Genomic DNA, 15,334 nt, shown 5'->3' with positions numbered 1-15,334 from the left:
CTTGTCGCCAACCAATGTGTTGGCGACAAAGGCTTATCGGCCGTTTTTCCCAGGACTGGAGGGCCAGGGGCGTTCTCAACTAGTTTTCACAACGCGGTGCGAAAACTAGTTAAGAACGCCCCAGAGGTGTTAACTGGTGCGAAGTCCGTCGATAAACCCGAGGATTCGCGTGCCCAGTTCCGCGGCCAGAGGCAATTGCGGGTCCTTGTAGGAAGCCAGCTGGCGTTTGACGTCGTTGGGCACGATGCGCATGACGTGGTTCATGCCCTCGATCAGGGCCAGTTCGGCGTCCGGTTTGGCGGCCTTGAGCAGCCTGGCATCATTGACGCCGACCTGGATGTCGTTGCTGCCCTGGATGATCAGCGCTGGCATCTTCAACTGGCCGAACGCTGCAGCCGGGTCCTGGCGGAACAGGGAAATCAGGTACGGCTGCACGCTCGGACGGAAAATGGCCTGCAAGGGTGGCGGCACATTGTCGTCGGGTTTCCCGGCCTTGAGGCTGTCGAGCAATTGGTTACTGCGCGCCAACAACGGCGGTGGCAGGCGATTGCCCAGTTGCTGGCGGATCACCTGATCGACCGGTCTCGCGCTGCCCGAGACGGAAATCACCGCATCGGCGTCGATGGTTGGCGCGGCCAGGCTGGCGATCAAGGCGCCTTCGCTGTGTCCGAGTACGATCAGTTTGCCGAAACGCGGATCCGTCTTGAGCTTCTGGCCCCAGGCCTCGGCGTCGGAAACGTACGCGTCGACCGTCAGATTGCGTTCGTCCGGCGTCGCGGCCAGGCTTGCTGCAACACCGCGTTTGTCGTAACGCACACTGGCGATGTTGTGTTTGGCCAGTACCCAGGCCAGGCGCTTGAGACTGTCGTTACGTCCGCCGTCAGGGTTGTTGCCGTCGCGATCCGTAGGGCCGGAGCCGGAAATGATCAGGACAACGGGGACCGGGTTGTCGGACTTGGGCAGCAGCAAAGAGCCGAAAAGCTCGCCGGTGCCGGTGTCCAACGTGATCGGCCGTTGCAGGACTGTCGCCTGGGCGAAGCCGGAAATCAGGGTAAGGCTCAAGGCTAGAACTCGCAGCATCATCACGCCATCATCAAGAAGATGCCGGTTGGACTCACAGGCACCCATAAGGTTCGAGGATGAACTACTTGGGTAGCCTGCGTATACTGGCGCGCATTACGTATTCAGGTTCATTTCACGGAGCGTCCTGCATGTCCGGCAATACCTACGGCAAGCTGTTCACTGTCACCACCGCGGGCGAAAGCCATGGCCCGGCGTTGGTCGCCATTGTCGATGGCTGCCCGCCGGGCCTGGAGATATCCCTGGAGGATCTGCAGCGTGACCTCGACCGCCGCAAGCCAGGCACCAGCCGCCACACCACCCAGCGCCAGGAAGCCGACGAAGTCGAAATCCTCTCTGGCGTGTTCGAAGGCCGCACCACGGGGTGCGCCATCGGCCTATTGATCCGCAACACCGACCAGAAGTCCAAGGACTACTCGGCGATCAAGGACCTGTTCCGCCCGGCCCACGCCGACTACACCTACCACCACAAGTACGGTGAGCGCGATTACCGTGGTGGCGGTCGCAGCTCGGCCCGCGAAACCGCGATGCGCGTCGCGGCCGGTGCGATTGCGAAAAAATACCTGGCCAGCCAGGGCATCGTGATTCGCGGCTACATGAGCCAGCTCGGGCCGATTGAAATCCCGTTCAAGACCTGGGAATCGGTCGAGCAGAACGCTTTCTTCAGCCCGGATCCGGACAAAGTGCCGGAACTGGAAGCCTACATGGACCAGTTGCGCCGCGACCAGGATTCGGTCGGCGCGAAAATCACCGTGGTGGCCGAAGGTGTGATGCCAGGTCTGGGCGAACCGATCTTCGACCGTCTCGATGCCGAACTGGCCCATGCGCTGATGAGCATCAACGCGGTCAAAGGCGTGGAAATCGGCGCCGGTTTCGCCAGCGTCGCCCAGCGCGGCACCGAGCATCGCGATGAAATGACCCCGCAAGGTTTCCTCAGCAACAACGCCGGCGGCATTCTCGGCGGCATTTCCTCCGGTCAGCCTATCGTTGCGCACCTGGCGCTGAAGCCGACGTCGAGCATCACCACGCCGGGCCGTTCCATCGACATCCATGGCAACCCGGTGGAAGTGATCACCAAGGGCCGTCACGATCCGTGCGTCGGTATCCGTGCCACGCCGATCGCCGAGGCGATGATGGCCATCGTGCTGATGGATCATCTGTTGCGTCACCGTGGGCAGAATGCCGATGTGCGTGTGAGCACGCCGGTGCTGGGTCAGCTGTAAATGGCTGACCTGCTGGTCGCAGCCGTCTGATGGCGACTGCGGCGCTCCCGTACTGGCGGCTCTCCAGTTTCTATCTGTTCTATTTCGCCTTGCTCGGTTCGACAGCGCCGTTTCTGGCGCTGTATTTCGATCACCTGGGATTCAGCGCCGCGCGCATCGGCGAGCTGGTGGCGATCCCGATGCTGATGCGCTGCGTGGCGCCGAACATCTGGGGCTGGCTGGGCGACTTTACGGGGCGGCGGCTGGCCATCGTGCGCTTCGGCGCGGTGTGCACGCTGCTGACCTTCTCGCTGATTTTTGTCAGCAAGACCTACGCCTGGCTGGCGATGGTCATGGCCTTGCATGCGTTCTTCTGGCACGCGGTGTTGCCGCAGTTCGAAGTCATCACTCTGGCGCACTTGCAGGGGCAGACCTCGCGCTACAGCCAGATTCGCCTGTGGGGGTCGATCGGTTTCATCATCACCGTGGTCGCACTGGGCCGGCTGTTCGAATGGCTGAGCCTCGACATCTACCCCGCGGCGCTGGTGCTGATCCTGGCCGGCATCGTGCTCAGCAGCCTGTGGGTGCCGAACGCTCAACCGGCACCGGGCAACCGGGTGGCGGGGGAGGGATTTCTCACGCAACTGCGCAGCCCCGGTGTATTGGCGTTTTATGCATGCGTGGCGCTGATGCAGATGAGCCACGGACCGTATTACACATTTTTAACGCTGCACCTTGAGCGACTGGGTTACAGCCGCGGTGTGATCGGCATGCTCTGGGCGGTCGGCGTGGTGGCCGAAGTTTTGATGTTCATGGCCATGAGCAGGATCCTCACGCGCTTCTCATTGCGTCGGGTACTGATGGCCAGTTTTCTGCTGGCGGCGTTGCGCTGGCTGTTGCTGGGCTCGCTGGCGGAGTTTCTTTGGGTGCTGTTGTTTGCCCAGGTGCTGCACGCGGCGACATTCGGCAGCTTTCACGCCGCTGCCATTTCATTCGTGCAACGTAGTTTCGGCGCACGCCAGCAAGGGCAGGGCCAGGCACTGTACGCCGCCCTGGCCGGTACCGGCGGTGCATTGGGTGCGTTGTATTCCGGCTACAGCTGGAACGCCCTTGGCGCCGCCTTGACCTTTAGTATTGCCAGCCTCGCAGCGCTCGCGGCTGCCGTTATCATTGCCACATGTATGCAAGAGGACAGGCCATGAGCCTTACCCGTGAACACCTCGCCCAGGAAATCATCGACGCCGGGCGTTTTCTCTATGGCCGCGGTTGGTCGCCGGCCACCAGCAGCAATTACTCGACCCGTCTGTCGCCGACCGAAGCCTTGCTGACTGTTTCCGGCAAGCACAAGGGCCAGTTGGGCATGGACGATGTGCTGGCCACCGACCTGTCAGGCAATAGCCTGGAGCCGGGCAAGAAGCCGTCCGCCGAAACCCTGCTGCACACTCAGCTTTACAGCTGGCGGCCCGAGATCGGCGCGGTGCTGCACACCCATTCGGTGAATGCCACCGTGCTGTCACGCCTGACGCCGCAAGACTTCATCGAATTCGAAGACTATGAACTGCAAAAAGCCTTCAGCGGTGTGACGACCCACGAGTCCCGGGTGCGCGTGCCGATTTTCGACAACGATCAGGACATTGCGCGCCTGGCCGCCAAGGTGCAGCCTTGGCTGGACGCCCATCCCGATTGCGTCGGCTACCTGATTCGGGGCCATGGCCTCTACACCTGGGGTGCGCGCATGAGCGATGCCCTGCGGCAGATCGAGGCCTTTGAATTTTTGTTCGAGTGCGAGTTGAAGATGCGCTCGCTCTTGAACGTTAAAGCATGAACCGTTAAGGAGTTGCCCTGATGAGCAGCCTGTCCGTTTATCACGTCTCCAGCCCTGAAATCCCCAACAAGGTGCTGACCCATTTCGAAGACATCGCCTCGACCCTGGCTGAACAAGGCGTGCGTTTCGACCGTTGGCAAGCCGCCACCCGGCTGCAGCCGGGTGCCACCCAGGAAGAAGTGATTGCCGCCTATCAAGCGCAAATCGACCAACTGATGACCGAGCGCGGTTACATCACAGTCGACGTGATCAGCCTCAACAGCGATCACCCGCAAAAAGCCGAACTGCGCGCCAAGTTCCTCAACGAACACCGCCATGGCGAAGACGAAGTGCGATTTTTCGTCGCTGGCCGTGGTCTGTTTACCCTGCACATCGACGATTACGTCTACGCCGTGCTGTGCGAGAAAAACGATCTGATCTCGGTGCCAGCCGGAACCAAACACTGGTTCGATATGGGCGAACACCCGCATTTCATTGCGATCCGCCTGTTCAACAATCCGGAAGGCTGGGTGGCCAATTTCACCGGTGAAGACATCGCCAGCCAATTCCCGCGTCTGGAGGACTGAGTCGATGCCGATCAAAGCGATTCTCACCGACATCGAAGGCACCACCAGCGCGGTGAGTTTTGTGTTCGACGTGCTGTTTCCCTATGCCGCCAAGCACCTGCCGGCGTTTGTTCGAGAGCAGGCCGAGCGCGCTGATGTGGCCGAACAGCTGGCCGCCGTACGCCGCGAGAGCAATGAGCCGGATGCCGACGTCGAACGGGTCGTCGAGATCCTGTTGGGCTGGATTGCCGAAGACCGCAAGGCCACGCCGTTGAAAGCGTTGCAGGGCATGGTCTGGGAGCAGGGCTATCAGGCCGGGCAGTTGCAGGGCCACGTGTACCCGGACGCCGTTGAAGCGCTCAAGCGCTGGCATCAGGATGGCTTTCAACTGTTTGTTTATTCGTCCGGCTCTATCCAGGCCCAGCGGTTGATCTTCGGCTGTTCGGTGGCGGGCGACCTGACGCCGCTGTTCAGCGGCTACTTCGATACGACTTCGGGCCCCAAGCGCGAGGCGCAGTCCTACGTCAACATCACCCAGGCGATCAACCTCGAGGCGGGGCAGATTCTGTTTCTGTCGGACATAGTCGAAGAGCTCGACGCGGCGCGCGCGGCAGGAATGGCCACTTGCGGCCTGGCTCGCGAAGGCGGGGAGCTGGTGGGGCATATCACTGTGGACAGCTTTGCGCGGATCGATCCCGCTATTATCTAAACGCCACAAAACCTGTGGGAGCGGGCTTGCTCGCGAAAGCGGAGTGTCAGTTAACATCAATGTTGAATGACACCCCGCTTTCGCGAGCAAGCCCGCTCCCACATTTTTTTACTTTTTACAGTGAGTGATAAGTCGGCAAGGCAAACCGTTGCTGGCTTTGCAGCAAGGAAATCTGCGGCAGCTCACTGGCTTGTTCGGCGAGGTCGCGGCGAATCGCACTGATGACCCACGTCAGTTGGTCGCCGTTGTGCAATTGCTGATAGGAAATCGAGCGTTTGAACACTTTGCCTTCGCCGCCGCTCAGGGTCAGCAGGATCCCGCCATCAGGGCGGGGATGGGTGGCGACTGTGTAGTTGGAGAACAGGGACGAAAACTTTTCCTGGATCAGGCTCATGTCGTTCAGCTCCGTGATGACTTGAATGGCGTGGAGAGACCGTTGCAGCCTTTGTGCCAGTGTTTTTAGTTGGTCAATATCAATAAAAATCAATAACTTACTGTTTTTGATGATTTTTGTAGTCGTGCAATCTGCATGATTGACCATCGTGCATCCTGCATTTTGCGAGGTCGCTCGGCGATTCGATGGAACCATTGCTCAAGTCGGGGTTCTCGCCGGGCAACCTATCGATCGCGGATCAAGATCGCGGATACAAAACATTTCAAAAACCGCGTGTACAGCTCAAGAACCGTTGACGTATTTTCGGGCTCAGTCATCGCAGCCCGACAATAAAAAGACCGAACGGGAGCATCATGAGCCGCACGTCGAACGACACGATTACCTGGGGCATGATGCTCCGCAAGCTGCCTTCCATCGCCAAAGTCATCCCCCGGGTGGTCAAGGGCATGAAGGCCGCCAACGTCAAGGACCCGACCCAGGCGTGTGGTTTGGGCTGGAGTTTCGAGCAAGCCACATTGCGCAACCCGGACGGCCCGGCGCTGCTGCAGGACGACATCACGCTCAGTTACTCCGAGGTCAACCAGTGGGCCAACCGCATCGCTCATCACCTGATCGGCCAAGGTATCGGCAAGGGTGACGTGGTGGCGGTCTTCATCGAGAACCGCCCGGAACTGCTGGTGACGATTCTGGCGGTGGCCAAGGTCGGCGCGATCAGTGCCTTGCTCAATACCTCACAGACCCGCGACACCCTGGTGCACAGTGTGAATCTGGTGGCGCCGGTGGCGATCATTGTCGGTGAGGAGCTGGTCCCGGCGTACCAGGCGATACGGGATCGGGTGTCGATCCAGCCTGCCCGAACCTGGTTCGTCGCCGATCAGGACACCTCTCGCCAACCGGGTATCGCGCCTGAAGGGTTCATCAACCTGATGACCGTCAGCCTCGACGACGCCTGCGACAACCCGGCCAGCAGCCGGCAGATTTTCTTCGACGATCCCTGCTTTTATATATACACCTCCGGTACCACGGGGCTGCCCAAGGCCGGAGTGTTCAAGCATGGCCGCTGGATGCGCAGCTCCGCGAGCTTCGGCATGATCGCGTTGGACATGCGCCCGGAGGATGTCGTCTATTGCACCTTGCCGCTGTACCACGCCACGGGCCTTTGCGTGTGCTGGGGCTCGGCCGTCAGTGGTGCCAGCGGGTTCGCCATCCGCCGCAAATTCAGCGCCAGTCAATTCTGGAGCGACGTTCGCAAATACCAGGCAACCACCATCGGTTATGTCGGCGAACTGTGCCGCTACCTGGTCGATCAACCACCGAGCGCCAACGACAGCCGGCACGATGTGAAGAAGATGATCGGCAACGGCCTGCGTCCCGGCGCCTGGAACGAGTTCAAGACCCGCTTTGCGGTGAATCACATTTGCGAACTCTATGCCGCCAGCGACGGCAATATCGGGTTCACCAATATTCTCAATTTCGACAACACCATCGGGTTTTCCCTGATGTCCTGGGAACTGGTCGCGTACGACCACGACAGCGGGGCGCCGATTCGTGACGCCAACGGTTTGATGCGCAAGGTCGCCAAGGGCGAGCAAGGGCTGTTGCTGGCAAAAATCGACGACAAGGCTCCGCTGGACGGCTACACCGATCCGCAGAAAACCGCCAAGGTCGTGCTTGAGGACGTGTTCGAAAAGGGTGACCGCTACTTCAACACCGGCGACCTGTTGCGCAACATCGGCTTTGGTCATGCGCAGTTTGTCGACCGCCTGGGCGACACCTACCGCTGGAAGGGCGAAAACGTGTCGACCACGGAGGTCGAGAACATCCTCCTGCAACACCCGCATATTTCCGAAGCCGTGGCCTACGGCGTGGAAATCCGCAACACCAATGGCCGGGCCGGGATGGCGGCGATCACCCCCGCCGAATCCCTGGCCACCCTGGACTTCAGCGAACTGCTGGCCTTTGCCCGCGAGCAAATGCCGGCCTATGCGGTGCCGTTGTTCCTGCGGGTGAAAGTGAAAATGGAAACCACCGGGACTTTCAAGTATCAGAAAACCCGGCTCAAGGACGAAGCCTTCGACCCAGGTAGGACCGGTGATGATCCGATCTATGCCTGGCTGCCGGGAACCCAGACTTACGTGCAGGTCACGGAGCAATTGTTGTCCGATATTCACGGCGGCAAGTACCGCTATTGAATCTGCCTATGGCGGCCCATGAGAAAAAACAAGTGACAGTGCCAGGACCGCTCGGGAAACTGTCGGCTTTTACGAATGACAGAAAAGGGAGTGCCCAATGTCAGACAAAAGCCGCCAGATGACCCCCGAAGAAGCCGCCGAATTTGCCGAACAGGTATTCAACAAGGCACGGGAGGGCGATGCGGCGATGATGGCCGCGCTACTGACCAAGGGTTTGCCGCCGAACCTGCGTAACCACAAGGGCGATACCTTGTTGATGCTGGCCGCGTACCACGGTCATGTGGACACGGTAAAAGTCCTGCTGGAGCACAAGGCCGACCCGGAGATCCGCAACGACAACGGCCAGAGCCCGATTGCCGGCGCCGCCTTCAAGGGCGACCTGGCGGTGATCAAGGCCCTGGTCGAGGGCGGCGCGCAGGTTGAAGGCTCGTCCTTCGATGGCCGCACGGCGCTGATGATGGCGGCGATGTTCAACCGCGTCGAAGTGGTCGACTACCTGATCAGCAAGGGGGCCGACCCGCAGGCCAAGGACGCCAATGGCATCACTGCGCTGGAGGCTGCCAGGACCATGGGGGCTGCCGATACTGTGGCGCAACTGGAAAAACTCTCGGGCTGACACCATATCCTGTGGCGAGGGCGCTTTTGTGGCGAGGGGGCTTGCCCCCGTTGGGCTGCGAAGCGGCCCCAAATTCAGACAATGTGATTTGTCAGGCAGACCGCGCTGAATGGACTTGCGACTGCTTCGCAGCCGAACGGGGGCAAGCCCCCTCGCCACAGGGAATGCCTCACCACAGGCCCGCATTTCCCTCATTAATGCGGTATCCTTCGCGCCCTCAAAATCCCCCTCGCTACAGGATCTGCCCCCATGAAAGCCGCACTCGTCGAACTCATCAGCAAAATCAGCTCCGGGTGCATGGGCGAAGACGAAATCCTCAAGGTCGCAGACGAAGCGGCCCAGGCCTACGCCGATCCGCAGGCTTTTCTGAGCGCCAATCCGGACATCAACTACGACGAGACCTTCCCGATCCCGTTGGGTGAATGGGTGGTGGTCGGCAGCCTGCCGGAAACGGTGCTGTTCCAGGCTGACACCTACATGGACCTGTTCGCGCAGATCGTCGCCTCGTTCGGCCCAGGTGTGGAATTCAATCTCAAGCCCAAGCAACTGGCCAAGACCGAAGCCTTGACCGCGCTCAACCGCATCCAGGTGCAAATGAGCAGCCTGAACAAGGAAAACGGGGGCTACACGCTGATGAACTTCAGCCAGTTGCTCGATGACGAATTGCAGGTGGTGCTGGTGTACGGCAATGACGTGCCCCGCGTGCTGGAATTGTGCGCCGAAGCGGGCATCGCAGCCGCGCCCGCCCTGGAAGCCCTGAAAGTGGCGATCCACGTCTGATAGCCAAATACTGTCAAATCAAAGGGAACCCTCGCGACGACCGTCTATCCTAAGAGGGCAAATCACTCTTCAGGAGCGTCACCATGGGTTCCACGTTCAACAGCCTGGTTGCCTTGATCATTTTTGTCCTGGACATCTGGGCCATCATCAACGTCTTCAAAAGCAGCGCCGAGACCGGGATGAAAGTCCTCTGGGTACTGTTGATCGCACTGTTGCCGGTGCTGGGGTTGATCATCTGGGCCATCGCCGGGCCGCGGGGTAACGTCAAATTCTGACGGATTTCCCACAAACAACACCGACCCTGTGGGAGCGGGCTTGCTCGCGAAAGCGGTGAATCAGTCAACATTGATGGTGACTGACACTCCGCCTTCGCGAGCAAGCCCGCTCCCACATTCGACCTGTCATGTTCCGCGACGTAGAATGCGCGCCTTTCCCGGTCATTCGAGACGAACGAATGGCCATCATGGGCGGGTAACCGTCCGTTGCCACCCGCATTCATCGGAGCACTTCCCATGAGCAACACCCCGACCAGCGACTACCTGGAAACCCTCTACGAAGGCTACGGCCAGCGTTTTCGCATGGAAAAACTGCTGCACGAAGTGCGCACCGAACACCAGCACCTGGTGATCTTCGAGAACCCGCGCATGGGCCGCGTGATGGCGCTGGACGGTGTGATCCAGACCACCGAAGCCGACGAATTCATCTATCACGAAATGCTGACCCACGTGCCGATCCTCGCCCATGGCAGCGCCAAGCGCGTGCTGATCATCGGCGGCGGCGACGGCGGCATGTTGCGTGAAGTGGCCAAGCACCGCAGTGTCGAGCACATCACCATGGTCGAGATCGACGGCACCGTGGTCGACATGTGCAAGGAATTCCTGCCGAATCACTCCAAGGGTGCATTCGATGATCCACGCCTGAACCTGGTGATCGACGACGGCATGCGTTTCGTCGCCACCACCACTGAAAAGTTCGACGTGATCATTTCCGACTCCACTGACCCGATCGGGCCGGGCGAAGTGCTGTTCTCGGAAAACTTTTACCAGGCTTGCCACCGCTGCCTGAACGAAGGCGGCATCCTGGTGACCCAGAACGGCACGCCGTTCATGCAGATCGAAGAAGTGAAGACGACCGCCGGTCGCCTGCGCAGCCTGTTCCCGGACTGGCACTTCTACCAGGCCGCTGTGCCGACCTACATCGGCGGCTCGATGACCTTCGCCTGGGGCGCGACCGATACCGCTTATCGCAAGTTGTCTCGCGAAACCCTGCAACAGCGTTTCACGGGCAGCGGCATCGTCACTCGCTACTACAATCCAGAAATCCACATCGGCGCGTTCGCCCTGCCGCAATACGTGTTGCAGGCCGTGAACAAGCCAAGCAACGACTAAAGCACTACCCCTGTGTAGGAGCTGCCGCAGGCTGCGATCTTTTGATCTGGCTTTTTAAAAGATCGCAGCCTGCGGCAGCTCCTACGCAATACGTTTGAACGATCACCCGGTGTCAAAGTCCAGATATGTGTAAGCCCATCCATGGGTTTTATCGAGGAGGCATCAATGCAAAAGTGGAAAATCACTTTCGTGGATGATCATGGCGAAACCGTTAACGAGGTCTTTGAGTGCGATGAGTGCCCGGACAACGAGCGTGCTGCCAAGCTTATCAAGGAACGGCTTCTTCCTGTCGCTGCCGAACTGGATCTGAACGATCTGGAGGGGCGGACCGCCGATGCGAACGTCAAAGAGCTCAAGTCCCAGAACAGCATTGAAATCCTCGGCATTACTCCAATCTGAACCACACCTGTCGCATTCACATCCAGGCCTTGGCAGAGGCTCTATCTTGAGGCTACTCTGCAAGCGAGATCAGCGAATGAATCGCTAAGGTCTGGTCTTGTCAGCTCCATGCTTGTTTCCCGCCGGCACATCGGTTGCCGTCGCTCGCGCTGTTCGGTTGCGGGTGAGGGAGTACGGAAAGTCTATCCATCGTTTTGAGGAGGACGTTTCATGAGCACAGCCTATCAAGAAGACATCAGCAGCAGCGTGTTGCGCCGCATGAAAGAAGGCGGTTTTGACTTTTCGCGGTTTCATCCCATCGAGTTCTACGCCATTTTTCCGGATGAGGAGCGGGCACGCAGGGCGGCAGGTCATTTCCACCGTGGTGAATCCCTGGATGCGCAAGTCAGTGTGCGCGACGACGGCGCCTGGGCGCTGGAGTTGTGCAAAGTCATGTATGCCACCTACGACGATATCGGCGACTTCGAACAGGGTTTCGAAGCGGTAGTCGAGCCGTTGGGCGGCATCATCGAAGGCTGGGGTGTGAAACAGGAGGTACGAGGGCGACTCGCATAGGCTTATGAACAGTGACAACCGGCATTGACGGCTGACCTTCGGGTTGGCCGTTTTCATTTATGGCCTGTAGGAGCTGCCGAAGGCTGCGATCTTTTGATTTTGATTCTCAACATATCAACAAGGCAAAAAAAAGCCGCCTGAGCAGGCGGCTAAAAGGGAAGTTCGGTGTGCTTTTCAGCGAATGCCTGGATTATCCGCACCCGTTACCGGGCAGTGAAATCAACTCTAGCTATGCTGGTGATAGGCGATAGCCACGCCTTGCAATGAAGCGGGGGCGATCAGATTGGAGCATTTGCCGCACAGGAATGGTGCGGTACTTGCGCATTGATTATCCAACTGATTGATATCAAAGCGTTTATGCCGCTGGCACGGGCCTTGCGAAGGTCTGGACGTCCGAGTGACAAGGAGTACGGCATGATCCGCACCTATTTTGATGAGATGTACGATGCCGGCGGCCAGGTCCGCCCGCATTATCGGGAGTTTGCCCGTTGGCTGGCCGAGACGCCTGACGAGCTTCTGGCACAACGGCGACGCGAGGCCGATCTGCTGTTTCATCGCGCCGGGATTACCTTCACGCTCTACGGGGACGAGCAGGGCACAGAGCGCCTGATCCCCTTCGACACCATCCCCCGCAGCATCCCCGTCAGTGAATGGCGGGTCGTCGAGCGCGGGTGCATCCAGCGGGTCAAGGCGTTGAACATGTTCCTCGCCGACCTGTATCACGAGCAACGCATCATCAAGGCCGGCATCATTCCGGCCGAGCAGGTGCTGGCCAACGAGCAGTACCAGTTGGCGATGCAGGGGCTGGACCTGCACCGCGATATCTACTCGCACATCTCCGGCGTCGACCTGGTGCGTGACGGTGACGGCACCTACTACGTGCTCGAAGACAATCTGCGCACACCGAGCGGCGTCAGCTACATGCTCGAAGACCGCAAGATGATGATGCGCCTGTTCCCCGAACTGTTCGCGGCGCAACGCATCGCCCCCATCGACCACTACCCGAACCTGTTGCTCGATACCCTGAAAAGCTCAAGCCCCATCGATAACCCCAGCGTGGTCGTGCTGACCCCCGGCCGCTTCAACAGCGCGTTCTTCGAGCATGCGTTTCTGGCGCGGGAAATGGGTGTGGAACTGGTGGAAGGTGCGGACCTGTTCGTGCGAGACGACAAGGTCTTCATGCGCACCACCGACGGGCCGAAAGCGGTCGACGTGATTTATCGTCGTCTCGACGACGCCTTCCTCGATCCGCTGGCCTTCAACCCGGAGTCGATGCTCGGCGTACCGGGGCTGCTGTCGTCCTACCGTTCCGGCAACGTGGTGTTGGCCAATGCCATCGGCACGGGGGTGGCGGACGACAAATCGGTGTATCCGTTCGTGACCGACATGATCCGTTTCTACCTTGATGAAGAGCCGATCCTGAAGAACGTGCCGACCTGGCAGTGCCGTAATCCGTCTGAACTTTCCCACGTGCTGGCCAATCTTCCAGAACTGGTGGTCAAGGAAACCCAGGGCTCCGGCGGTTACGGAATGCTGGTGGGGCCGGCGGCGACGGCGGCGGAAATCGAAGCCTTCCGTGCGCGGATCATCGCCAAGCCCCATGCCTATATCGCACAACCCACGCTGTCGCTGTCGACCTGTCCGACCTTTGTCGAAAACGGTATTGCGCCACGCCACATCGACTTGCGGCCGTTTGTCCTGTCGGGTCGTGAGACCCGGGTGGTGCCCGGCGGCTTGACCCGTGTCGCCCTGCGCGAAGGTTCCCTGGTGGTCAACTCCTCCCAGGGTGGTGGAACCAAGGACACCTGGGTGGTCGAGGATTAAAGGAAGCCTGCCATGTTAAGTAGAACTGCCTCGGATCTGTATTGGATGTCGCGTTACCTGGAGCGGGCGGAAAACCTCGCCCGGATGCTCGACATCAGTTATTCGCTGTCGCTGATGCCGCAAGACGGCCGTGGCGACGGTTTGCACGAATTGGCCATGCCGCTGTTGATCACCGGCACCCTGGACGATTACCTGGAGCGCCATGGCGAACTGCATGCCGAACGGTTGCTGCATTTTTTCGCCCTGGATGCGGCCAACCCGGCGAGCATCTACAGCTGCCTCGGCGCCGCACGGGCCAGCGCCCATGCGGTGCGCGGGCGCATCACCGCCGACATGTGGGAAAACATCAACGCCACCTGGCTGGAGATTCGCGGCATCGCCGAACAGGGCCTCAGTCGCTACGGCATGAGCCGTTTCTGCGAGTGGATCAAGGAACGTTCCCACCTGTTCCGGGGCGCGTCTTACGGCACCATCATGCGTAACGATGCGTTTCGCTTCATTCGTCTGGGGACCTTCATCGAACGGGCGGACAACACCTTGCGCCTGCTCGATGCCCGCTACGAAATGGCCGGCGACCAGGCCGAAGCGGTCAGCGATGGCACCGCTCACGCGTATTACCAGTGGAGCGCGTTGTTGCGGGCGTTGTCATCGTTCGAGGCCTACACGGAAATCTACCGTGACGCCCCTGGCGCCCGCCATGTTGCCGAATTGCTGTTGCTGCGCGCCGACGTACCGCGTTCTCTGCGCGCCTGCACCGAAGAAATCGACCAGATCCTCGCGCAATTGCCGGGGGCCAACGGTCGTCCGGCGCAGCGCCTGGCGGCAGAAATGGACGCGCGCCTGCGCTACACCGGCATCCATGAAATTCTCGAAGAAGGCCTGCACGCCTGGCTGACCGAGTTCATCCCGCTGGTGCGCCAGTTGGGTAACGCGATTCACAGTTCTTATCTGGAGGCCGCATGAGACTTTCCATTAGCCACGAGACCACCTATCACTACGAAGACAAGGTGCGGGCGAGCATCCAGTACCTGCGGCTGACGCCCCACGACAGCGAGCGCCAGCACGTGCTCAGTTGGCAGCTCGACCTGCCGCGTCCGGTGCGGGCGCAACTCGATCCGTTCGGCAACATCCTGCATGTACTGACCATGGACGAGCCCCACGAGGCGATCATCATCGGTGCCCGCGGCCAGGTCGATATCGATGAATGGCGTGAGGCCGAACACGAAAGCCAGTCGGCATTGCCGTTTCTGCGTTTCACCCGTTTGACTGAAGCCGATGCCGCCCTGCGCGCGTTCGCCGAGAAGGAATGCAAGCAGCGTCGCGATCGCACGGCGTTGATCGATCTGATGCATGGCCTCAACCAACATATGACCTACACGCCGGGTTCCACGGAAGTGGACACCAGCGCGGCCCAGGCCTTTGCCGGACGCTCCGGCGTGTGTCAGGACCATACTCATGCGTTTCTTGCCTGCACCCGCAGCCTGGGCATTCCTGCACGTTATGTGTCGGGCTATCTGTACAGCGAAAGCAGCGAACACCTGGCCAGCCACGCCTGGGCCGAAGCCTGGCTGGATGACGCCTGGTACAGCTTCGACGTGACCAACGAACTGGCCCGGCCGGAACGTCACCTGAAACTGGCGGTGGGCCTGGATTACCTGGATGCCTGCCCGGTACGCGGCATGCGCCGGGGCGGCGGGTGTGAGCAGATGCACGCGAAGGTGCTGGTCTCACCGACGCCAGCGCCGGTGATTTCAGTGCAACAACAGTAGAATCGGGGATACCGCTTCGCGAGCAAGCCCGCTCCCACAGGGGGAACGCATTCCAA

The 15,334-nt window shown here is 60.1% G+C and carries 17 protein-coding genes; 15 read left to right on the top strand and 2 right to left on the bottom strand.

Going from position 1 to position 15,334, the window contains the following annotated elements; all coding sequences use genetic code 11:
• Window positions 1-129: 129 nt before the first annotated feature.
• Entirely contained in the window at window positions 130-1,128 is a 999-nt protein-coding gene (locus KW846_RS05160; RefSeq protein ID WP_218481529.1) for an alpha/beta hydrolase, read from the bottom strand.
• Between the two features lie 83 nt (window positions 1,129-1,211).
• Here KW846_RS05160 and aroC point away from each other — a divergent pair, with 83 nt between their 5' ends.
• From aroC to mtnC, 5 genes are read left to right on the top strand one after another with little or no spacing between them, the layout of a single operon-like run.
• On the top strand, window positions 1,212-2,303 hold the full coding sequence (gene aroC, locus KW846_RS05155) for a chorismate synthase (protein WP_085716874.1): 1,092 nt from the start codon (window positions 1,212-1,214) through the stop codon (window positions 2,301-2,303).
• Window positions 2,304-2,332: 29 nt separating this feature from the next.
• Window positions 2,333-3,484 carry an MFS transporter gene (locus KW846_RS05150; RefSeq protein ID WP_116582375.1) on the top strand — a complete coding sequence of 384 codons (1,152 nt, stop codon included), beginning with the start codon at window positions 2,333-2,335 and terminating at the stop codon, window positions 3,482-3,484.
• A complete protein-coding gene (locus KW846_RS05145) occupies window positions 3,481-4,107 on the top strand; it encodes a methylthioribulose 1-phosphate dehydratase (RefSeq protein WP_095964025.1) in 627 nt (208 codons plus the stop codon). The genes KW846_RS05150 and KW846_RS05145 overlap by 4 nt, the downstream gene beginning before the upstream one ends.
• Window positions 4,108-4,127: 20 nt before the next feature.
• The gene (locus KW846_RS05140; protein ID WP_104449805.1) at window positions 4,128-4,673 is read left to right on the top strand and encodes an acireductone dioxygenase; all 546 of its coding nucleotides are present in this window, start codon (window positions 4,128-4,130) and stop codon (window positions 4,671-4,673) included.
• Window positions 4,674-4,677: 4 nt separating this feature from the next.
• A complete protein-coding gene (gene mtnC / locus KW846_RS05135) occupies window positions 4,678-5,361 on the top strand; it encodes an acireductone synthase (protein WP_218481528.1) in 684 nt (227 codons plus the stop codon).
• A 115-nt stretch (window positions 5,362-5,476) separates the two neighbouring features.
• Here the strand turns inward: mtnC and KW846_RS05130 are convergent, their stop codons facing one another.
• Window positions 5,477-5,755: a DUF3509 domain-containing protein gene (locus KW846_RS05130; RefSeq protein WP_033047898.1), complete on the bottom strand. Its 279-nt coding sequence runs from the start codon at window positions 5,753-5,755 to the stop codon at window positions 5,477-5,479.
• A gap of 353 nt (window positions 5,756-6,108) precedes the next feature.
• Between KW846_RS05130 and KW846_RS05125 the strand changes: the two genes are divergently transcribed.
• From KW846_RS05125 to KW846_RS05080, 10 genes are all read left to right on the top strand, one after another.
• A complete protein-coding gene (locus KW846_RS05125) occupies window positions 6,109-7,947 on the top strand; it encodes a long-chain-acyl-CoA synthetase (protein WP_218481527.1) in 1,839 nt (612 codons plus the stop codon).
• Between the two features lie 97 nt (window positions 7,948-8,044).
• A complete protein-coding gene (locus KW846_RS05120; protein WP_218481526.1) occupies window positions 8,045-8,563 on the top strand; it encodes an ankyrin repeat domain-containing protein in 519 nt (172 codons plus the stop codon).
• Window positions 8,564-8,812: 249 nt separating this feature from the next.
• A complete protein-coding gene (locus KW846_RS05115; RefSeq protein WP_218475157.1) occupies window positions 8,813-9,343 on the top strand; it encodes a hypothetical protein in 531 nt (176 codons plus the stop codon).
• 83 nt (window positions 9,344-9,426) lie between these two features.
• Complete coding sequence (locus KW846_RS05110; protein ID WP_218481525.1) at window positions 9,427-9,618, top strand: PLD nuclease N-terminal domain-containing protein; 192 nt, start codon at window positions 9,427-9,429, stop codon at window positions 9,616-9,618.
• Window positions 9,619-9,855: 237 nt separating this feature from the next.
• A complete protein-coding gene (speE, locus tag KW846_RS05105; protein WP_116582383.1) occupies window positions 9,856-10,731 on the top strand; it encodes a polyamine aminopropyltransferase in 876 nt (291 codons plus the stop codon).
• A gap of 165 nt (window positions 10,732-10,896) precedes the next feature.
• Window positions 10,897-11,130 (top strand): hypothetical protein, encoded by a 234-nt coding sequence (locus KW846_RS05100; protein ID WP_218481524.1) that lies wholly within the window; start codon window positions 10,897-10,899, stop codon window positions 11,128-11,130.
• Between the two features lie 210 nt (window positions 11,131-11,340).
• A complete protein-coding gene (locus KW846_RS05095) occupies window positions 11,341-11,685 on the top strand; it encodes a ribonuclease E inhibitor RraB (protein ID WP_007971898.1) in 345 nt (114 codons plus the stop codon).
• Between the two features lie 414 nt (window positions 11,686-12,099).
• Window positions 12,100-13,509, top strand: a complete 1,410-nt coding sequence (locus KW846_RS05090) for a circularly permuted type 2 ATP-grasp protein (protein ID WP_218481523.1) — start codon at window positions 12,100-12,102, stop codon at window positions 13,507-13,509.
• Window positions 13,510-13,521: 12 nt separating this feature from the next.
• Window positions 13,522-14,472 (top strand): alpha-E domain-containing protein, encoded by a 951-nt coding sequence (locus tag KW846_RS05085; protein WP_007971901.1) that lies wholly within the window; start codon window positions 13,522-13,524, stop codon window positions 14,470-14,472.
• The gene (locus tag KW846_RS05080) at window positions 14,469-15,278 is read left to right on the top strand and encodes a transglutaminase family protein (RefSeq protein ID WP_102702381.1); all 810 of its coding nucleotides are present in this window, start codon (window positions 14,469-14,471) and stop codon (window positions 15,276-15,278) included. The genes KW846_RS05085 and KW846_RS05080 overlap by 4 nt, the downstream gene beginning before the upstream one ends.
• Window positions 15,279-15,334: the final 56 nt, after the last annotated feature.

Source organism: Pseudomonas sp. PDM32 (assembly GCF_019219225.1).
GTDB classification, from domain to species: domain Bacteria; phylum Pseudomonadota; class Gammaproteobacteria; order Pseudomonadales; family Pseudomonadaceae; genus Aquipseudomonas; species Aquipseudomonas laurylsulfatiphila.
This window is presented reverse-complemented; position numbering and strand designations above follow the sequence as displayed.